Raw genomic sequence first — 21,511 nt, 5'->3', positions numbered from 1 at the left:
TACCACATTCTTTCCAAGCAGCCTGATTTTATTCTTTCAGAAGGCTGTCTGAAAAACCCAACACTCACCCGAATACCGTTGCACCGCCACTCATTTCATAAGAAAATAACCGCCTATCTCTGATTTATTCCAAAGGAAAACCGCATGACCACCTTCCCTATCGCCCGCACCGGCGACGTCTCTCTCGAAATCCAAGGCAAAATGGCCAACCGCCACGGCCTGATTGCAGGTGCGACTGGTACCGGCAAAACCGTCACCCTGCGCCGTATGGCCGAAGCCTTCAGCAACCAAGGCGTACCGGTATTTTTAGTGGACGTGAAAGGCGATTTGTCGGGTATTTCCCAAGTCGGTACGGTCGGCGGCAAGGTGGGCGAGCGCATTGCCGAATTTGAACTGGGCGAAAGCTGGCTTCAAAATTTCCCGGTGCGCTTTTGGGACGTATTCGGCGAAAGCGGTATCCCCGTACGCGTAACCGTTTCCGAAATGGGACCGATGCTGCTGGCGCGTTTGATGAATTTGAACGATACCCAAGAAGGTTTGTTGAATTTGGTGTTCAAAGTCGCCGATGACCGCGGCTGGCACATTTTGGATTTGAAAGACTTGCGCAGCATGTTGAAACACGTTTCCGACAACGCCGCCGAATACCGCACCCAATACGGCAACGTATCCGCCGCCAGTATCGGCGCGATCCAACGCCAATTGCTGACCTTGGAAAACGAAGGCGCCAATGATTTCTTCGGCGAACCAGCACTGAATTTGGAAGACTGGATGCAGTCTGAAAGCAGCAAAGGCGTGATTAACATCCTAAATTCAGAAAAGCTGATGCGCTCGCCGCGTATGTATAGCGCGTTTTTACTGTGGATGCTAGCCAAATTATTTGAAATGCTGCCCGAAGTCGGCGACCCGGAAAAACCGAAATTCGTCATGTTTTTCGATGAAGCCCATTTGATGTTCGACAATGCCGCTACTGCATTATTAGAACAAGTCGAACAAGTCGTGCGCCTGATCCGCTCCAAAGGCGTGGGCGTGTATTTTGTGACACAAAACCCGCTCGATTTACCCGATACCATTCTCGGCCAACTGGGCAACCGCGTGCAGCACGCCTTACGTGCGTTCACCCCGCGCGACCAAAAAGCCGTACGCGCCGCCGCCGAAACCTTCCGCAGCAATCCCGACATCAAAGTGGCCGAAGCCATTGCCGAATTGGGTGTAGGCGAAGCCTTGGTGTCATTCTTAGATGAAAAAGGCATGCCCGCACCGGTGGAACGCGCTTATGTGTTACCACCACAATCCGCGTTGACCCCGTTATCCAAAGAAGAACGCGATGCCTTGTATCAGCGCGATGATTTGTATCAGACATACAAAGACATGATTGATAACTACTCCGCCTTTGAAGCCCTAACCGAACTCAACAACGAGCAAGCAGCAGCCAAACAAGCGGAAGAAACCGCCAAAGCACAGGCACAAGCCGAAAAAGAAGCGGCCAAAGCCCAAGCCAACCAAGACCCGGGCTTACTCGGCGGCTTTATCGGCGGTTTGACCGGCGGCCGTAAAAAGTCCGGCCAAGGCGTAGGCTACAATGTCGCCGATGCTGTCGGCAGCCAAATCAACCGCCAAGTAACCAACGCCATTTCCCGCAGCGTGATGGGGATTATTAAAAATATGCTGAAGTAAACACATCAACTCATGCAAACAGGCCGTCTGAACAAATATGGCAGAACCCTCAGATTCTGCTTACCCGTTCAGACGGACTTTTATACCGCCTGACAAATCAGACAACATTCACATTCAGTGACGCATCCACCGTTACCGTTGCATTATCAAATGAAAATTGGCTGTAACGGTAAGACTGGCTGCTGAAATAATTCTGCACACTTACCTGTCCTCCATCCTCGCCGAAAGCCTTAATTACCAGGCTGCTGCCCTCTTGCGAGAACACGGCATGTTCAAACAGCGCATCTTCAAATATTAAGGTATCGGTATGTTCGGCACGGCTGCCGTAGTCGGAAACCGTATCTTTACCATGGCCTTTGGCGAAAATATAGGTATCGGCACCATCACCGCCTTTGAGGAAATCGTTGCCTGCGCCGCCGGTCAGGATGTCTTTGCCGGCACCGCCTTCGAGCAGATCGTCTCCGGCACCGCCGTTCAATACGTCGTCACCGCCTTCCCCATACAGACGGTCATCGCCGCCTCCTCCGTTCAGCGCATCGTTACCACCGCCGCCGCTGAGATAGTCGTTGCCTTCGTTACCGTTCAGGGTGTCGTTGCCTTCGTACCCGTAAAGGGTGTCGTTGCCCAATCCGCCGTCCAATACGTCAACGGTGCTCCAGCCGTACAGGGTGTCGTTGCCGTCCGTGCCCCGGCCTGATACGGTTTCAGACGGCATATCCGCTGCGGTTAGGGTTTTGTCGTCAAAGGCAAAGTCATAATAACGGTAGGAACCGCTGCTGAAGTAGCCTTCAACGGTTGTGCTGTCTCCGCCGCCGTAGGCTTTAATCACCAAATTATTACCGTCACGGGTAAAAACGGCATGGGCATGGTTGGCACCGCTGAAGCGTAAGGTATCGGTATGTTCGGCACGGCTGCCGTAGTCGGAAACCGTATCTTTACCATGGCCTTTGGCGAAAATATAGGTATCGGCACCATCACCGCCTTTGAGGAAATCGTTGCCTGCGCCGCCGGTCAGGATGTCTTTGCCGGCACCGCCTTCGAGCAGATCGTCTCCGGCACCGCCGTTCAATACGTCGTCACCGCCATAACCATAAAGTCTGTCGTTTCGTCTCTACCTGCCAAATAATTGGCAGTTTGGTTGCCAGATAAAGTTTCATCCTTACCCGTTCCCAACTGATGACCAAGTTTGGTAAAAGCTTCGCTTCCCAATGCGGCCGCATAGTTTGAGAACGTGCCGTTTTGTGCGGCAGTTTCAACGTAACCGGCAAATAAACTATTCAGTTCTTCCGCCCCACTTTTGCCGTAAGCCAAAAACTCGCCCAAATCGACAAAGGCTTTTTCGGGGTTTTCAGAGTAAACGGCATTGAATTTGGCTTCAATACCGCTGTAATCGAGCTTGAACTCCCCGTTTTCCAAGGTCAGACCGATTTCGTTCAGATAGGGCTGCAAGCGGGTTTGGAACAGCAGGCTTTCGTAAACATTGGAGGCCAGTTTGTCATAGGTGTCCTGCACTGTATCGATAAAACGCTGCATCTGGTCGGTATTGCCCGCATACACCACGCTAGAATTTTCGCCTGAAAAGGCATCCAATACCGCAATTTTATGACGGACTGCTTGGATTTTTTCCTGATATTCGGCAGGTATTTCAGCTGCCAGCATCAATTTGGCTACTTGGCTCGGTGTCAGTGCGATGCCTTCGTTTGCCGTGCGGATCATGGCGGTAGAAAATACCGCGCCCGCACCGGCTGATGCAAACTGCGGGTCGGTTTGCGCCTATTTGCCGACCAAATCATCCAACAATGCCTGTTGCGCCGCTTTGGTTTCCGCCGCGCTGTAGGCTTTCAAAGTTTCTGCCAGGCTTTCCGATAAAGCCGCCGCTTCGCGCAAATCACGCAAACGGCCTATGCCTTGCAGATTGGCTGCCTGCATCTGTTCTTCAGTCATTTCTACCGTGTCAGTATAACGGCTGTGCAGATGGTCGGCAGCCAAAAGCAAATCGCCCATCTGTGCCGTAGAGCCGTCGGTTTTGGTGTAGCTGCCGTTTTGCGCCAAGGTACTGCCGTTGCCTAAGGATTTATTGGTGTCTTGGTAAGAAACGTTCAGCGATTGGATGCCCAGTTCGGTTAAACCAAACAGTTCACCCTCTTGGGAAACACCGTCCTGATTCAAATCTCGCCAAACTTTTAATTTGTCAAAATCAGCATCGTTTGCATCGACGATGCCGTCTGAATTGGTGTCGAACTCTGCCAATGCCGCAAAACCGTTGGCCGCATTTGTGCCGTCGGCCAACAAAGTATTGTCACCAAACAATTCATTGCCGTTGTTAATCAGGCCGTCTGAATTGCGGTCGATAACCAGCAGGCCGTCATCCGCCGAAACCCAACCCGAAGCCGTGCGGATACCGTCGCCGTCGTGGTCGAACAGCGCACCTGTATAGCCTTGTGTACCGACGGTTTTGATGCCGTCGCCGTCCAAATCAAGAACTAACTGGTCGTAGATGTGGTATTTGCCGTCGTGGTTAACTTTCTCCTGCTATTTTTTCCAATCTTCAGGAGTACACCAATGTCTATCTTCCGGCTTGACCCATTTTCTAGAGTCATTGAACGGATCATTGATAGTTTTTCCTTCTTTTACACGGTCATAAATCCATTTTTCTAAAGAATCTGATATTTCTCCTACTTTTTTTAGCTTTTTCCCAATTATGATATTCTTCCCTTCCTACATTATTATTCCATTTATCTTGTGTTAACTTGGCGCTTGGAAAAGCATGTCTGTACGCTTCATAGCTGTCGGTATGCAGCCTTGTAGTTTATTTATTTGAAAACCCACCATGGTAATTTGCTCTATCCATAGCATTTCTAGTAAATGAACTTCCACTGTAATAAGGGTAATATACCATTATTTATCTCCTATAAAAAAAGTATGTTCATATTTATTAATATTCAAAACTAATTTATCAATGTTTTTCTTATCTAATTTATAACATCTATTTTTTTGATTTCGGCTATTATAAAGATTTATTAATTTAAAACTCTTAAATGTCGAATCGTCATTATCATAAATCCATATAACCGTGCCATTTTCCTGATATTTAAAATTTTTTATCTCCTTTCCTGTTTCTTTATATATCTGTTTTCTAAAAATTAACTCAACTCAAAAGAGAACGGTTTGACACCTTACGTGCATTTTCAACGCAGCAGCCGGTTTTTTATGTCGGAAAGATGCCGCATGATGAAATGAAGACACTCCCTAATAATTGAGCCTTTTTAAAACCCTAAATTCGTACACAGTTCAAAATGGCAGCATCAAATCATGCTCAGACATGCAGACACATAGCGTTCAAGGAGTACCGTGCCGAAAAATGTGACAAGAACAGGGATTCTACAAAGGTCTCATGCTGTTATTTCGTGCGTTGGAACACCAAATCCCAAACACCGTGCCCCAAGCGTTTGCCACGGGCTTCGAATTTGGTTTCCGGGCGGTAATCCGGTGTTGCAGCGTAATCTTCAGCCGTGTTTCGCAGATTGTGGAAGCCACTTAAAACTTCAAGCATCTGCACGGCGTATTCTTCCCAGTCGGTTGCCATATGGATATAACCGCCCATTTTTAATTTCGGCAATAATTTTTCAACAAATGGGGGTTGCACCAAGCGGCGTTTGTGGTGGCGTTTTTTGTGCCACGGATCAGGAAAAAAAATATGAATGCCTGACAATGCATCGTCAGCCAGCATGTTTTCGACCACTTCTACCGCATCATGGCGCATCACACGGATATTGCCAACCTGCTCTTCTTCAATCAGCTTTAAAATATTGCCAACACCCGGGCCGTGTACGTCAATCGCCAGAAAATCCGTTTCCGGCAGGCGTTTCGCAATTTCTACGGTTGCCGTACCCATACCGAAACCGATTTCCAAAACTTTCGGGTTAACTCGGCCGAAACACTGATTCAAATCGATGGCCGAATATTGATAATCGATGCCGAAATGCGGCCACATGGTATCAATGGCCCGCTGCTGCGCCGCAGTCATATGGCCTTGACGTAACACAAAGCTGCGGATAGAACGCAAATGTTCAACAGGTATTTGGTTTTCTTCGTGATATTGGGTGAAATCTGTCATACTGGTTAAGTCATTTTAATCAAAATAAAAAGGCTGAGACCCTCCACCGAATTTGAGTGTAGCTCAAAGTGGAACAATTAAAAAATTTAATATATCAACTTGATAGATAACAATTCAGGAAGTTTGGCACGAAGCGATATGCAAAAGATGGGAGGCAAAAGACCCAAGCCGTCCGAAAGCCATATGCTTCAAACGGCTTGAAGTATGGTGCGCAATTATACCGTATTATTGCTTTTCAAACGGCCTTTCTATTTGACCTTTCACATCAATAATCCACACTTCCGCTTGCGAACCCAAGCGCATCGGAATGCCCCAGAAACCATAACCTGAAGTGACAAAGTAATGGCCTTTGCCGATGGCTTCATAGCCGTAGGCCAAACGGTTGATGGTCTGCACGATTAAATTAGCCGGCGCGACTTGGCCGTTGTGAACATGGCCGGAAACCTGAATATCGACCGGCAGTCTGGCATGCAGATTAATTTCAGACGGCCTGTGATCCAACAGCAATACCGGCAGATTGGTATTTTGACCTTGCAATAATTGCTCGGTTGACGGGCGTGATTTGTCCAGATCGTCATTGCGGCCGACCAGCAGCAGGCCGTGTTTTTCAATGGCTTCGTTCACCAATACACGGATACCAGCTTTTTCCAATTCGGCGCGGATTTCGTTTTGATGGCCGAACAAGTCATGATTGCCAAGCGTAGCATACACGCCAAGCGGCGCCTTCAGCTTGGCCAAATGCGGCTGCATGTTTTTGGCGACATACACTTTGGTGTCGTCATCCATCAAATCGCCCGGCAACAGAATCAAATCGACTTTTTCCTGCTGCATGACGGCCGCAAGTTTGTCCAATTCTTTTGCACCCACCAATAAGCCCAAATGGGTGTCGCTGGCCAAACCGATGCGCAAAGGCCGGTCTAGTTTCTTATTGATGGTAATGCTTTGATGGCGCACTACCGGCGTGTAAGCGTTGTACACCGATAAAGCAGTCAGGCAAACCAGAAACAACGGCGCGAACAAACGCAGGCTGCGCGATAAAGGCGGCTGTGCCATAAATTTGCGCAACAACAGATACAACACAAAGGTCGCCAAAGCGGCATACATGACAAACAGCAGCAACACCATCCAAAACGCGGTAATGCGGAAAATGACATGATCGACTTGCAGCAGCAACCCGACAATCAGGCTGTTGGTAATGAAATACGCCAAGCCCATCAGCCAGCGGCGGCCACGTTTGCCGATATATGGCGCCAACAGCCATTGCAACGACCGTCCCAAACCAAAGGTAAAGAGCTGCATCAATACCAAAACAATAATAAAAAATCCGAAACGCATAAAAAAACCTGTCTGCAAATAAGGCGTACATTTTAGCATAAAGCCATATCAGCAAAGACCGTCTGAACCAAGCAACTGTAAACCGTAGAAATTAGGTTATAATGATGCCCGGTTACAAACTCATTTTCGGAAGCAAAAACATGAATCCGCAAACTACCATTATCTCCGATCACGCCAAAGCGGGCGTGTTTATTGAGGCCGGCATCCGCATCGGTCAAATCGAAGCCGTTAAAACCGCCTGCCGTGACAGCGTGCAGCATCTTCACGCCTTACAAGCCAAGTTCCCACAAGCCGATTTGGGGTTAACCATTGCCTTCGGCAGCGAAGCTTGGCATATTTTCGGCCACCCGGACGAAGGCCGTGAAATCAAACCGTTTACCCCTTTGGGCAATGGCTTGGCACCGGCCACGCAGCAAGATGTATTGATTCATATCCAAGCCTTGCAACAAGATGCCGCGCTGGCTTTGGCGAAAAACGTGTTGGAAACATTCGGCGACAGCCTGACCATCGCCACCGAAGAACACGGCTACCGCCTGTATCAGGAACGCGGCTTAGACGGCTTTGTTGACGGCACGGAAAACCCGCAAGGCCAAGCCATCCGCGAAGTAGGCATTATTCCCGAAGGCCGGCCCGATGCAGGCGGCAGCTATGTGTTGTTGCAAAAATACCGCCACGATTTGAAACGCTGGGGCAAAGTTGACGTGTCCAAGCAGGAAAGCTACATCGGCCGCAGCAAAGAAGCCAATGAAGAGTTGGATAAAAGCGTACGCTTGGCCGATTCGCACCTGGGGCGCGTGGATTTGAAAGAAAACGGTGCCGGCCTGAAAATCGTGCGCCGCAGCCTGCCCTACGGCAAAATTACCGGAGAACACGGTTTGATGTTCCTCGCCTACTGCCACACGCTGCACAACATCGAAGCACAATTGTTGAGTATGTTCGGTGATGCCGACGGCAAAGTCGATTTATTGCTGAAACATATCTCTACCGCCGTTTCCGGTGCCTACTATTTCGCACCGTCGGTTGAGCGTTTGCAAAACCTTTAATCGCGCCCTTAATTACGCGCCCAGGGCGGACTGATCGTTCGTAATGAGACGGATTGTGACACAGAAAGCAGCAGATTCCAGGCGACAAGTGCAGCGGGGTCGGACACCTTGCAAGCATTTTTAACACAGAAAGGCCGTTTTATGGAAAGAATCCCGTCGTTATCAAATGGTCGGTTTGCCCCAAAGGCCGTCTGAAAGCAGATGAGTTTTCAGACGGCCTCTGTTATGATAAGCACATTCTTTCCTGATTCAGACACTTTGCAATGATGTCCCATTCCGTTGGCGCTTTTGTGCCGCTGTCAATTCCCATCCAAGGCACCAATCTGATTGAAGCCTCCGCCGGTACCGGCAAGACCTACGGTATTGCCGCCCTGTTTACCCGCCTGATTGTGTTGGAAAAAATGCCGGTGGACAAGGTATTGATGGTAACCTTTACCAAAGCCGCCACTGCCGAACTCAAAACCCGCCTGCGCGCGCGTTTGGACGACGTATTGCAAGCCTTGGAAAGCGTAGGCTATGCTGCCGAATATTCAGACGGCCTCAATGAATATTGTGAACGCGAACACCCCGGCGATGTATTTCTCAAAGGTTTGCTACAACAGGCTTTAATGCAGGAAAACCCAACCCGGCTAATTGTGCGCCTGAAAGCGGCCATCGCTGATTTCGACAACGCCTCGATTTACACCATTCACGGTTTCTGCCAACGCGTGTTACGCGATTTCGCCTTTTTGTGCCAAACGCAATTTGACGTGGAACTTGCCGACAGCAGCCGCGACCGCCTGCTTGTTCCGGCACAGGATTTTTGGCGTGAGCGCGTGAGCAATGATCCGCTGTCGGCCAAACTCGTTTTCAATCATCAATACACGCCGCAAAACATGCTGGCCGAAATTCAAAGTTTTACCAGCCGCCCGTATTTGCGTTTCAGACGGCCTGAAGCCGGCTTGGCAGCCGCCCAAGCAGATTTACACACATTATGGGATAAAGTCCGAGGCCGTCTGAACCACATCGAAACGGTATTTTGGCAAGCCTTTGATACCGTATTGAGCGGAACCTATTTCAAAAAACCTTCTTATCAAAAACTTTTTGCCCAACTGAACCATGCTTCGCAACGCGGTATTTTGCCGGCATTAGATAAAAGCTCACTGACACAACTGAATAATCTGCACCATGAAGTTTTACCTGAAAAACTCCTCAAAAATAAAATATTAAACAATGAATCTGCCGCCGAATTGCATTATTTGGGCTTAGTGGCCGAAAAATACATTCAAGTCAAGGATGAAGAGGAAAGCGCGCTCACCCTGCTGAAACTCGACCTGATAGATTATATCAACCAAGCTTTAACCGAACAGAAAAAATCCCGCCGCGAACGCACCTTTGACGATTTACTGCTGGATGTTTTCAACGCACTGCAACCCGCCAACCCGCACGCCCAAGCCTTGGCCGAAACAGTAGCGGCCACTTGGCAGGTTGCCCTGATTGACGAATTTCAAGACACCGATCCGCTGCAATATCAGATTTTCAGCCAAATTTTTATTCGCCGAAACCAGCCTTTGTTTTTGGTCGGCGACCCGAAACAAGCAATTTACAGTTTCCGCGGTGCCGACATTTATGCCTATCTGCAAGCTGCGGAAGACGCACAACATCATTACACGCTGGCGACCAATTTCCGCAGCCATGCCAAGCTGGTTAACGGCATCGGTGCGCTGTTCCAATGTAAAAGCCGCCCGTTTGTGTTAGAAAACATCGATTACAATCCGGTGTGTGCAGCGCGCGAAGAAAGCCGTTTGGCGCCACCTCGCCCCGCCATTCAAGTGCGCTGGCTGCACGGTAATGAAACCGAGCCGCCAAATAAAGATGCCTTGCGCAAACGTGCCGCCGAATATTGCGCCGATGAAATCGCTTTTGCCTTAAATGAAGCTGCGGAAGGCCGTCTGAATTTCAAAGGGCGGCCGCTCGAATCGGGCGATATTGCCGTGCTGGTGCGCACCCACAACGAAGGCAGCATGATTGCGCATGCCTTGAAATCTCGACGTATCCAAAGCGTTTTACTGCATCACGAATCCGTATTTTCCTCGCCTGAAGCGCAAGGATTGGCGGCTTTATTGGATTTCTGGCTCAATCCGCGCCGCACCGAATCGCTGCGTTTTGCCTTAAGCAGCGTATTGTTCGGCTACGATGCCGAAGCACTCTACGCGCTCAATCAAAACGAAGCCCGGCTTTTGTCCTGGATTGACTCCGCCGAAAACGCCGCCCGCCAATGGCAGCAAAAAGGCATTTACGCGGCGATGCAACACTTTTCCGCCGAACACGGCATCGAAACACGCCTGCTTTCAGACGGCAACGGCCGCAGTTTGACCAATTACCATCAATTGCTTGAGCGTTTATCGGAAGAAAACGAACAAAGCCACAGCCCTTCTACGCTGCATCAATGGCTGCTCAAGCAAATCAACCTGGCCGAAAACGGCAGTATCGGCGACAGCAATGTTTTACGCTTAGAAAGCGATGAAGCCTTGGTCAAAATCGTCACCATGCATGCAGCTAAGGGTTTGCAGTATCCGCTGGTATATTGCCCGTTTGTGTGGGATGCGCAGGACAATAAAGCGCATGACTGGCAGGTCCTCCACCGCGATGGCGGCGAAAGCGAATTACTGGCCAAACATCAGCTTGACGATGACGATCACACCCAATTGGCCGACGAAGAAATGGCCGAACGCCTGCGCCTGCTCTATGTCGCCCTTACCCGTGCCGAAGAGCAGCTCAACATTTACGCCGCTTATTGCCAAGACACCGACGACAACACCTTCGCCTACCTGCTTGAAGGCCATGCCGACAGCACGCGTGAAACCGTCAAAGCTGCTTATGCAGGTGAACGCAAAGCCGGTAAAGGTGCAGCAGAAATGGCCATGTTGAAAAACAATTGGCAGAAATTTATTACTGAACAAGCCGCCAACGAAAATACTGACTTTGCATTCACGGAAGATGCACCTCTGTCTGCCGCTTATCATTCCGGCAAACAGGCCGATGCGCAATATCAAGCTGCCGATATTCCGCCGCGCGGATTTGAATACATCCGCCACACCAGCTTTACCGGTTTGAGCCGCCACGTCAAAGCACACGACAGCGAACGCGAAGAGCTGCAACCGAGCCTGGATGCGGCAGAAAGCAACATCAGCCCGTCTGAAAACTTTATCGGAGAAAACGATGACAATGAATTGAGCATTCATCATTTCCCGCGCGGCACCCATGCCGGTTTGTGCCTGCACGAAATACTGGAAAACCTCGATTTCCAAAGCCCTGCCGCCGAGCAAAGCGTACAGGTTTCAGAAACCCTGACCCGATATGGTTTTGAAGAGAAATGGCTGCCTGCCGTCATCACGCTGCTGGATTGCTGCCGCGAAACACCGGTTTGGGGTAAAGACACGTTGTCTGATATTTTGCCAAACGACCGTTTGCCGGAAATGGGCTTTACCCTCTATATGGAAGATTTCAACCTTGCCGCGCTGCGTGCATGGTTTGCCCAACCGCATTTGGGTTTGCCGCCCGAATGCATCGAAGCTGCAACAAGGCTGGATTTTCAAGATGTGCAGGGTTATCTCAACGGCTTCATCGACATGACCTGCATCGCTTCAGACGGCCAAGTCTGCGTGATTGACTACAAATCCAATGACTTGGGCGGCAACGAAGCAGCCTATACGCCGCAAGCCATGAACGAAGCCATGGCCGACCATCATTACTACCTGCAAGCACTGATTTATGCCATTGCCGTCGGCCGCCATTTCAAATTACGCGGACTCGTTTTGCCGCAAATCGCCGTGCGCTATTTATTTCTACGCGGCATGAACGGCACGGAAAACGGCATTTGGTCGTGGGATATTAATGCGGAAGATTTAGCGGATTGGGTGTGAGAAACAATAGCATCTAAAGAAAGTGAGTATTAATGAAACATGAGAATTTAGATTTATATCAGCTCTTCTTACAAATGGGCCGGCAAAACCGAAAATGATTTTTTGAATTTTGGTTTAAGCCAAATTCGATGGGGAAATACTGAATTAGTGGATTTAGTATGGAAGAACTTGCTGGAAAGAATCCATCATGGAGAAAATATCTTTATCCGTAATTTTGGCGGGAGTGGAAACGGCAATGAATTATTAACTGATTTTTATCAAGAAGTTTTCCCAATGTTTCGTTAAAGTTTACCCCTGCCAACAATATGAAACCGAAAAAAATTCTGAAACAAATTGTTCCCGATATGAAAATGCTGATGAATTACCAAACCTCGCATATCTTTGGACAAACCAAAAATATTTATCTTTTTAAAGCCCCATAGAATCTTATTGCTGTACCAAAATTATTCCATCCTTTTACCGGACATGAATCAAAAGGTGCTTTAACTGAAAGTTCACATTATTAATCAGAAAAAAAACTATTGAAAAAGTTAAAACCTACATCACACAATATAATGATAATGCAATTATGACAAATAAACAAAAATGATATCAATCAATACCTCACTCAACCGAAACAAGTAAATTTAAATGATCCAACTACAATTCTCCAATTCTCCGTATAAAACAAATTCAATCTGATTTCAAACCGATTGACATCAAGCAATAGGCCGTCTGAAACAAATAAGTTTCAGACGGCCTATTCATATTAAAATCTTAAGCCTTACCGTCGGCTTTCAACAAGATTTCGTACAGGCGGTCTTTCAATGCCAATTTTTCTTTTTTCAATTCTTCAATGTCGTCAGAACCAGCAGTAACCGGATTATTCACCAAACCGGTGATTTTGTCGTCCAATTCATTGTGCTTTTCAAACAAGCGGGCAAAGTGTGCGTCTCCTTGTTTTAATTTAGAAATTAATTCGCGATATTCTGGGAACATATCAGTTTTCCTCTCTTTTCAAATCAAAGTAAAAATAACACGGTGAAACATGTGCTATGTTGTCGTTTCCCATTTCCATTATAACAAAGGAAACATTTTTAGCCAGCTTTTTCCCGTTGCAAGCTGCGTTAAATCAAACATCACCCAAACATCTTTTTGCCAAGGATTTACCCTACCCCTAGACATAGCAAAAACACCGCCTTACAATCATTAAAACAAACACCCGCAAGGATTAAAACATGAATCATGCCATTGAAACCATGAAAAACCACCGCGCATTCCGCCATTTCAAAACCAGCATCGCCATACCTAAAGAAGAGATGCAAACCATCATCGATTGCGCGCGTCAAGCGGCCTCGTGGATGAACGGCCAACACTACACCATCATCAACATTACCAATGATGAACTGCGCGGCCAAATCGCCGCACTGCAGCCGGCTAACCCGCAAATCGCCACATGCAGCACGTTTTTGATTTTTATCGCCGATTTACACCGCAGTGAATTGTGTTCCCAAGCCTATGACGGCACTTTCATCGCCGCCACACATTCCGATAACCTGATTACCGCCGTCACCGATGCGTCGCTGGCCGCGCAAAACGCCGTTGTCGCCGCTGAAAGCTTGGGCTACGGCACCTGCTACATCGGCGGTATCCGCATGATTGCCGCGCAAATCATCGGATTATTGAATTTACCGAAAAACACCTTCCCGTTGTTCGGACTGTGTATCGGCACGCCCGATATTGAAATGCGTGTCAAACCGCGTTTGCCGGAACACACCGTTTACGCCGAAAACCGTTATCCCGACGACCAAACGCTTTCAGACGGCCTTGCAGCCTATGAGCAAACCATGACCGAATTCGGCGAAGCGCGCGAAAAACTGCCTTACCGCGAAAAGTTCGCCCGCTATTACAGTATCACCGAGCAGAAGAACGAACCTCTAATTTTCGAGCAAGGCTGGCTGTTTGGCGGCCGACATGACTAAAATCCGAGCTGTTTTCGGTGCAGCAGGCCAATTCGTGCTGTTCGCCGGCAGACCTTACTGGATGCCGGTCAATGATGCCGATTACGACCATGTGCCGAAACTGGGCGGCGAATTCGTCATTCACGACGAAGCCTTTTACCTGATTGACGGCAACGACGTCTCTTTCGAGCTGCCCGACAACGTCAGACTATTCAGCGAAGAAGCCCGCCGCTTGGAAGAAAAACGCCTGCAAATGCTGGCTTTGGAAGACTTGGCAAAAAATCTGCGGGCGGCGCAGGCAGAATACGGTTTGGAACAACTCATCAGCAAAATCGACTTTTACTTAAAGCAAGAAGATATGTTTGACCGCTAGCGTTCAGACGGCCTTCATAATATTTCCAAGCAGACATCAGAATTGTTGACAATCCCAGCCAATTTGATACATTGTCCAATTTACCTGCCTGCAACATTATTTTTCCTTCCCGACTATTCCACCAAAAAGGATAAGCCATGTTTTCAAGAAGCGTGACCATCGAACAATTTGACCCGGAATTGGCCGCCGCCGTCAATTTGGAAGTGCAACGCCAGCAAGACCACGTCGAGCTGATTGCCTCTGAAAATTATGTCAGCTGCGCCGTCATGGAAGCCCAAGGCTCGCAATTGACCAATAAATATGCCGAAGGTTACCCGAGCAAACGCTACTACGGAGGCTGCGAATACGTCGACGTAGCCGAGCAATTGGCCATTGACCGTGTGAAAGAATTGTTTGGCGCGGCCTATGCCAACGTACAGCCGCACTCAGGCTCGCAAGCCAATCAAGCGGTTTACACTTCGGTATTACAACCGGGCGACACCATTTTGGGCATGAGTCTGGCACACGGCGGCCACCTGACCCACGGCGCCCGCGTGAACATTTCCGGCAAACTCTACAACGCCGTAACCTATGGTTTGGACGAAAACGAAGTGTTGGATTACGCCGAAGTCGAACGCTTAGCCTTAGAACACAAACCGAAAATGATTGTGGCCGGGGCATCCGCTTACGCCTTGGAAATCGACTGGGCAAAATTCCGCGAAATTGCCGACAAAGTGGGCGCATATCTGTTTGTCGATATGGCACACTATGCCGGTTTGGTGGCTGGCGGAGAATATCCGAATCCGGTACCGTTTGCCGATTTCGTGACCACTACCACCCACAAAACCCTGCGCGGACCGCGCGGCGGTGTGATTTTATGCCGCAGCAAAGACCACACCAAAGCCCTGAATTCGGCTATTTTCCCAAGCCTGCAAGGCGGGCCTCTGATGCACGTGATTGCCGCCAAAGCCGTGGCCTTCAAAGAAGCCTTGCAGCCTGAATTCAAACTATATGCCAAGCAGGTGAAAATCAATGCTGCAGCGATGGCTGAAGAACTGGTGAAACGCGGTCTGCGCATCGTTTCCGGCCGTACCGAAAGCCACGTTTTCCTGGTTGATCTGCAACCGATGAAAATCACCGGTAAAGCCGCTGAAGCCGCTTTGGGCAATGCGCACATTACCGTCAACAAAAACGCCATCCCGAACGACCCTGAAAAACCGTTCGTGACCTCAGGCATCCGTATCGGCTCTGCCGCGCTGACCACACGAGGTTTCAACGAAGCCGATGCCCGCGTCTTGGCAAACTTGGTGGCTGATGTGCTGGCCAATCCGGAAGACGAAGCCGACTTGGCAAAAGTACGCGGACAAGTAACCGCCTTGTGCCATAAATATCCCGTTTACGGCGCATAATTTTTGCAGACGGCCTGTTGCTTTAAATTTAAAACCGTCCGAACCTTATCTTTTCTATTTCAAAGGCCGTCTGAAATCATTTTTTTTCAGACGGCCTTTCTTATTTGGTTCGATCAGAAATCATTAAGACAGTGGAATCAATAAAAATAACCGGCACGAGGCTGCTTACCGCAAAGGCGTGTCTTCATTTCATCATGCGGCATCTTTTCAGCATAAAAAACCGTCTGTTACGTTGAAAATGTGCGCAAAGTGTCCGACCTTGCCACGCCGGTTGGTTTTACCGGCACAGCGTGTCAAACCGTCCTGTTTGAGTATTGCCTTGCATACCGTGCTGTTCTGCTCGAAAACAGGCGCCACAGACAAAATAAAGATCTCCTAAAACAAACCTACGCCGTACCTGTTTTTTAGTGATTCCACTGTATTTTATACTTTCAGACAGCCTTTACATATTTACCTATAAAAATCCAGTATAATGTCGTCCAGACATACGAAACGACAACAATAAGGTAAAATAAATTGGAAGGATTACAACAACTTATACAAATGTTAATCGCATTTGTGAATTGGCTCTTGAAATTACTCGACTTTTTGTTTTAAACTGACCCCACTCATTCATGGATACAGATTTCTCCATCATGCAAAACCAAATTCGCTCAGTTGCTTATTTCTATTGGTACCACACAAACGTGCGGTACTTTTCTGCGTCTGCCTGAAACACAGAAAAATAAGCAAACGCGAACCCTGCCGCCACGTAAAATCGGGCGGCTTTTTTTGTTTCTCAAATTTCACGGTTGCCGCCCAAATGCCCAAATAAAGAAAAACGACCCCAATCAAATCCTTAAGGAGCAACCTCATGAAACCAGCCGCAAACACCCTTATCCAAGCCGCCGCTTTACACCGCTGCCACATGATTGCCGACGGCAATGCCCACCGTACAGACTTGTGCGACGGCACCTTGCCCGATGCTTCGGAAAACCTCATCAGCGAAGCCATGCTGCCGAACATCCGCACCATCGCCACCTTAATTGCCACCGAACGTCATCAGTTCGAACAAGCCAGTCCGGCAGTTTTCACCGAAGAAGCCGATTTCTTTGCCGCCCGCATTTTGGTTTTGGGCGTGCGCCGCTTTCACCTCGACATCACTCTCACCACTATGCTCAAAACTGCTAACCAACGTGCACAAGCCTTCGCATTCAAACACAAGCTGCCGTTTACCCCTGCCGATATACAAATGTCGCTCTATCCCAACCGTCCGGCCAACCTGCTCATCATCGAAACCGAATACGAAATGGAGTGCAAAGGTAATTTAATTACCAACACATTAGCCTTTGCCGCCAAGTTGCCGCACTTACCTTTGCTTTTGTAAAAAACCGCAACCCGGCTTGATAAATATTGAATTTCCCCTATATTACGACTCATAATCTGTTTGACGGATTTTGCCGAGTCATCGGCTCAGACATAAAACTATCTTTATTATGGAAGCATAAATGAAAAAAATCATTGCCTTAGCCGTATTATCGACTTTCGCTTTGGCTGCCTGCAAAGACGATACTCAGACAAAATTAGAACAACAGCAAAAACAAATCGAAGCGCTGCAACAACAATTAAACCGACAAAATAACCAGGCCGCACAAGAAGACAACACCGTTTACCAACTGGCAGAAGATGCCGTTAAAGAAACTATTCCTGCCGAAGCCTTAGCCAACAATGGCAACGGCGAGCCGGTTACCGGCACCGACGGCCAACAATATATTTATGATCAATCGACCGGCAGCTGGCTTCTTCAAAGCCTGATTGGTGCTGCCGCCGGTGCATTTATCGGTAACGCCTTAGCCAATAAATTCACCAAAGCCAATAACCAAAACAGCCCAGTTGCCCAACGCGCGCGCAGCAGCTATTACCAAAGTGCCCGCCCGAACGCGCGCACCAGTCAACAATTAAACACTCGTTCCGTTCCGGCACAAAATCGTGCTGCCACCACGCCGAACTACCGCCAAACGCAAGCCGCACCGTCCAACACGCGCCGTGCCGTACCTGTCCGTCGCGGTTTTGGCCGCCGCCGTTAATTGAATAAGGCCGTCTGAAGCTTTTCTTTCAGACGGCCTTATGCATTTTTAAAAAATATTAAGATAAAGACTTAATTAATTCAATATATTTTATTGCTATAAAGATAGTAAAAAGCATTTATTCCAAACCACGCGCCTTTTCAGTACAATAAGCCGTTTGAAATGCCAACGATTAAGGAAACATCATGAGCAACCATCACAAACTGATTATTTTAGGTTCGGGTCCTGCCGGTTACACCGCTGCTGTTTACGCCGCACGCGCCAATCTGAATCCGGTAATTATTACCGGGGTCGAACAAGGCGGCCAATTGATGACCACCACCGAAGTCGACAACTGGCCGGCCGATGCCCAAGGCGTGCAAGGCCCTGAATTGATGGCGCGTTTCCAAGCCCATGCCGAACGCTTTGGTACAGAAATGATTTTCGACCAGATCCACACCGTTGATTTGCTAAACCGTCCGTTTACCCTACAAGGCGACATGGGCGGATACACTTGTGATGCCTTGATTATCGCTACCGGAGCTTCCGCCAAATATCTGGGCTTGCCGAGCGAAGAAACCTTTGCAGGTAAAGGCGTATCCGCTTGCGCCACTTGCGACGGTTTCTTCTACCGCGGGCAAGACGTGGCCGTGGTCGGCGGCGGCAACACGGCAGTTGAAGAAGCGCTTTACTTGGCAAACATCGCCAAAACTGTTACCCTGATTCACCGCCGCGACATGTTCCGCGCCGAAAAAATCATGGTCGACAAGCTGATGAAACGTGTTGAAGAAGGTAAAATCATTCTGAAACTCAATACCAACTTAGACGAAGTATTGGGTGACGACATGGGTGTAACCGGCGCACGTTTGAAACACAATAACGGCAGCATAGAGAATATTGATGTCAAAGGCGTGTTCATCGCCATCGGCCACAAACCCAACACCGACATTTTCAAAGGTCAATTGGACATGGATGCTACCGGCTATCTGAAAACCAAAGGCGGCACTGCCGACAATATCGGCGCAACCAACATCGAAGGTGTTTGGGCGGCAGGCGACGTGAAAGACCATACCTACCGCCAAGCGATTACCAGCGCGGCTTCCGGCTGTCAAGCGGCTTTGGATGCGGAACGTTGGTTGGACAGCCAAATCCGCTAAAAACAAATTGACTGAAGCCGTCTGAACATTTCAGACGGCCTTTTAGTCTGAAGAATTGATTGTCCATAAAAAATCTACCCGTTATTTAATATAGCATCCGATTCGGCCTGTTTGCCCGTGCCGACACAATCATCATGACGCATTTCCAAGACAAAATAAGGTTATAATTGATGCCCAGCGTGTGTTTATTCCCGCCAAAAGCTCTTCCGGCGCATAAAAAAATCAACGGCTTGCGATGCCTATAGCAGGAACATAACATCAAGCCCATATTTTTTATGGAACCACATCCAATGAAAAAACTCACTACCCAAAATCTGCACACACAGCTAAGCGAAGCACTCGAAAGCAAAGAATTTGTATTGATTCTCAACGCAATCATAGATTTTTTGCGCAATGGTGGTAGAAAACAAGCATCGCAACGTTTTGATTTAATCATTGCCACGCTTAAAGAAAATCCGGATTTAGCCCGTAAATTCAGCCAACGGTTTTATATTTGGCTGGAAAAGGTACATGTTTATCCTGCACTTATTAAACTCGGCTTATTTTCACGCGGCAGCTTTATCCGTGAAATCAGCAGCCGCATTTATGAACGCTTCAGCCCGTCTTTCAAAGATTTCAATAATTTACTGGAAGTTTTTCTCTACCTTTTTCACACCCCAAACGATGAAAAATGGCTGCAAACCTTGAATTTGCGCCAATGGCTGGCTTTATATGAGCTGATTGAAGAACATGCCGATCCGACTTTGCTGCAAGTCGTCCAGCGCAAACTGACTGATTCGCTGTTACGCTCGATGGAAATGCTCTCCCTTTGGATTGCTTCCGAAGCCATTGAGCCGGAATTGGTGCGAATTGCGCCGCGCTTGTTGTATTCCGACTCACCTTTTGTCGCCCTGCAACGCGAAATGACCAAGTTGATTGAGCATTACCGCCTTGAAACCACGCCTTACGATACGGCGCATTTGGAAGTGATGTTGGACCAATGCCTCACACAGATGGAATACTTAGCCCGCCGCGGCACCGGTGCAGGCTCGGGTTCGTCAGTAAAAGTGGCACATCTGTTAGAACGTTTGCAACAAACCTTAGGCCGTCTGAAACTCTTAACCCATATCCAAACCCAACCGCAACAGCGTATGCGCCTGACCATTGTGTTGATGAATAACCTGATCAATGCCGCAGTCGGACAATACAGCACACGCGAACTGCGCCGCAGCAGCATCCGCATGTTGGCACGCAGTATCACCGAAAATACCAGCAACCACGGTGAACACTACATCACGCGCAACCGCAAGGAATACATGAACATGTTCTATTCTGCAGCCGGCGGCGGTGTGATTATCGCCCTGATGGCACTGAACAAAATCCATATCGGCACACTGGGTTACAGCGAATTTGTGACTTCCATGTTGTCCGGCTTGAATTACGGCATAGGCTTCATGATTATCCATATGCTGCATTTCACCGTTGCCACCAAACAGCCCGCGATGACGGCTGCGCGTTTTGCCGAAAAAGTCGATTTAAACGAACGCGGTCGCGCAGTCGACAACAAACTTGCCAAGCTTTTGATTGACGTATGCCGTTCGCAAAGTGTTGCCGTATTTGGCAACGTAGTGGTGGCGATTTTATTGGCCGGGGTGATTTCGGCCGCCTTTATCAGCAGCAACCAACAGCCTTTACTGAGCGCGCAAAGCGTAGCCTATCAATTGAAATCGATTGATATTTTTTCCCAACCGACGCTGTGGTATGCCGCCATTGCTGGTGTTTGGCTGTTCTGCTCGGGGATTATCGCCGGTTTCTTCGATAACCGCGCCGACTATCTCGATTTACGTAACCGCTTAACTGTCAATCCTTTTTTACGCAAAATCATGCCGGCTGCTTTGCGCACGGGTTTTGCTGAATACATGCACAACCATTACGGCTCGCTGATGAGCAATTTTATTTTCGGTATGCTCTTGGGCATGACCGGCTTTTTCGGCCATCTCTTCAATCTTCCGCTCGACATCCGCCATGTGGCCTTCTCTTCTGCCAATTTAGGCTACGCAGCCGTTAGCGGCAGCATTGGTGCGGCAGCATTCATCTACGGCATGATTGGCGTATTGGCCATCGGCACAGTCAACCTTTTAGTCAGTTTTGTTTTAGCTTTATACGTTGCCCTACGTTCACGCGGCACGAAAATTGGCAGCATGTCGAATTTGATTAAAAACGTGTTGGCACAAGTCAGAACCAATCCGCTGCAATTGGTGTATCCGGTGCAAATGCCAAATAACGGTAAAGACAACGGCGATCACAAACCTAGCTAATACCTTCAAATGACAGAAAATCAAAAGCAGGATTCTATAATAGAATCCTGCTTCTTTTGTTTTCAGACGGCCTTACCTGTAACAGCCGCGTTGTTTACACAACAGATTGGTGTAAGCCGCCGCCGACTTTTGCACTTTGTTGCAGTAGCTTTTGCACTCTAGGCTTTGCGAAAGTTTCGCCAGCTTTTGCACTATATCGGATGATGAGAAATAAGAAAAGCGACGCTACCGTCGCTT

The 21,511-nt window shown here is 48.5% G+C and carries 14 protein-coding genes and 1 pseudogene; 10 read left to right on the top strand and 5 right to left on the bottom strand.

Features of this window, described 5'->3' with window-relative positions; translation table 11 throughout:
* The first annotated feature begins 144 nt into the window (after window positions 1-144).
* On the top strand, window positions 145-1,674 hold the full coding sequence (locus C7N83_RS00085) for a helicase HerA-like domain-containing protein (protein WP_106739707.1): 1,530 nt from the start codon (window positions 145-147) through the stop codon (window positions 1,672-1,674).
* Window positions 1,675-1,771: 97 nt separating this feature from the next.
* Here C7N83_RS00085 and C7N83_RS00080 read toward each other — a convergent pair whose 3' ends face one another.
* The 4 genes and pseudogenes from C7N83_RS00080 to C7N83_RS00060 all read right to left on the bottom strand — a co-directional run bounded on the left by C7N83_RS00080 (window position 1,772) and on the right by C7N83_RS00060 (window position 7,126).
* Window positions 1,772-2,743, bottom strand: coding sequence for a calcium-binding protein (locus C7N83_RS00080; RefSeq protein WP_106739705.1), 972 nt, complete (start codon window positions 2,741-2,743; stop codon window positions 1,772-1,774).
* Window positions 2,740-4,206, bottom strand: a pseudogene (locus C7N83_RS16840) (hypothetical protein); the annotation flags it as partial. The gene C7N83_RS00080 and the pseudogene C7N83_RS16840, both read right to left, overlap by 4 nt.
* 868 nt (window positions 4,207-5,074) lie before the next feature.
* The gene (gene trmB / locus C7N83_RS00065) at window positions 5,075-5,791 is read right to left on the bottom strand and encodes a tRNA (guanosine(46)-N7)-methyltransferase TrmB (protein ID WP_106739700.1); all 717 of its coding nucleotides are present in this window, start codon (window positions 5,789-5,791) and stop codon (window positions 5,075-5,077) included.
* 225 nt (window positions 5,792-6,016) lie between these two features.
* Complete coding sequence (locus C7N83_RS00060; protein ID WP_106739698.1) at window positions 6,017-7,126, bottom strand: metallophosphoesterase; 1,110 nt, start codon at window positions 7,124-7,126, stop codon at window positions 6,017-6,019.
* Window positions 7,127-7,266: 140 nt separating this feature from the next.
* Between C7N83_RS00060 and C7N83_RS00055 the strand changes: the two genes are divergently transcribed.
* Both C7N83_RS00055 and recB read left to right on the top strand, forming a co-directional pair.
* Window positions 7,267-8,169, top strand: a complete 903-nt coding sequence (locus tag C7N83_RS00055) for a Dyp-type peroxidase (RefSeq protein ID WP_106739795.1) — start codon at window positions 7,267-7,269, stop codon at window positions 8,167-8,169.
* Window positions 8,170-8,435: 266 nt separating this feature from the next.
* The gene (recB, locus tag C7N83_RS00050; RefSeq protein ID WP_106739793.1) at window positions 8,436-12,074 is read left to right on the top strand and encodes an exodeoxyribonuclease V subunit beta; all 3,639 of its coding nucleotides are present in this window, start codon (window positions 8,436-8,438) and stop codon (window positions 12,072-12,074) included.
* 756 nt (window positions 12,075-12,830) lie between these two features.
* Here the strand turns inward: recB and C7N83_RS00045 are convergent.
* Window positions 12,831-13,052 (bottom strand): HP1242/YdcH family protein, encoded by a 222-nt coding sequence (locus C7N83_RS00045; RefSeq protein WP_106739697.1) that lies wholly within the window; start codon window positions 13,050-13,052, stop codon window positions 12,831-12,833.
* A gap of 239 nt (window positions 13,053-13,291) precedes the next feature.
* Here C7N83_RS00045 and C7N83_RS00040 point away from each other — a divergent pair, with 239 nt between their 5' ends.
* The 7 genes from C7N83_RS00040 to C7N83_RS00005 all read left to right on the top strand — a co-directional run bounded on the left by C7N83_RS00040 (window position 13,292) and on the right by C7N83_RS00005 (window position 21,274).
* Window positions 13,292-14,035 (top strand): nitroreductase family protein, encoded by a 744-nt coding sequence (locus C7N83_RS00040; RefSeq protein ID WP_106739695.1) that lies wholly within the window; start codon window positions 13,292-13,294, stop codon window positions 14,033-14,035.
* Window positions 14,028-14,387, top strand: a complete 360-nt coding sequence (locus C7N83_RS00035) for a hypothetical protein (protein ID WP_106739792.1) — start codon at window positions 14,028-14,030, stop codon at window positions 14,385-14,387. The genes C7N83_RS00040 and C7N83_RS00035 overlap by 8 nt, the downstream gene beginning before the upstream one ends.
* Window positions 14,388-14,524: 137 nt before the next feature.
* The gene (glyA, locus tag C7N83_RS00030) at window positions 14,525-15,775 is read left to right on the top strand and encodes a serine hydroxymethyltransferase (RefSeq protein WP_106739693.1); all 1,251 of its coding nucleotides are present in this window, start codon (window positions 14,525-14,527) and stop codon (window positions 15,773-15,775) included.
* 853 nt (window positions 15,776-16,628) lie between these two features.
* The gene (locus tag C7N83_RS00020; RefSeq protein ID WP_106739690.1) at window positions 16,629-17,141 is read left to right on the top strand and encodes a hypothetical protein; all 513 of its coding nucleotides are present in this window, start codon (window positions 16,629-16,631) and stop codon (window positions 17,139-17,141) included.
* A 121-nt stretch (window positions 17,142-17,262) separates the two neighbouring features.
* A complete protein-coding gene (locus C7N83_RS00015) occupies window positions 17,263-17,841 on the top strand; it encodes a hypothetical protein (protein ID WP_106739688.1) in 579 nt (192 codons plus the stop codon).
* 185 nt (window positions 17,842-18,026) lie between these two features.
* Window positions 18,027-18,977 (top strand): thioredoxin-disulfide reductase, encoded by a 951-nt coding sequence (gene trxB / locus C7N83_RS00010; protein WP_106739686.1) that lies wholly within the window; start codon window positions 18,027-18,029, stop codon window positions 18,975-18,977.
* A 290-nt stretch (window positions 18,978-19,267) separates the two neighbouring features.
* Window positions 19,268-21,274, top strand: a complete 2,007-nt coding sequence (locus tag C7N83_RS00005; protein ID WP_106739685.1) for a site-specific recombinase — start codon at window positions 19,268-19,270, stop codon at window positions 21,272-21,274.
* Window positions 21,275-21,511: the final 237 nt, after the last annotated feature.

The sequence above is a fragment of the Neisseria iguanae genome, assembly GCF_003013245.1.
GTDB lineage: Bacteria > Pseudomonadota > Gammaproteobacteria > Burkholderiales > Neisseriaceae > Neisseria > Neisseria iguanae.
This window is presented reverse-complemented; position numbering and strand designations above follow the sequence as displayed.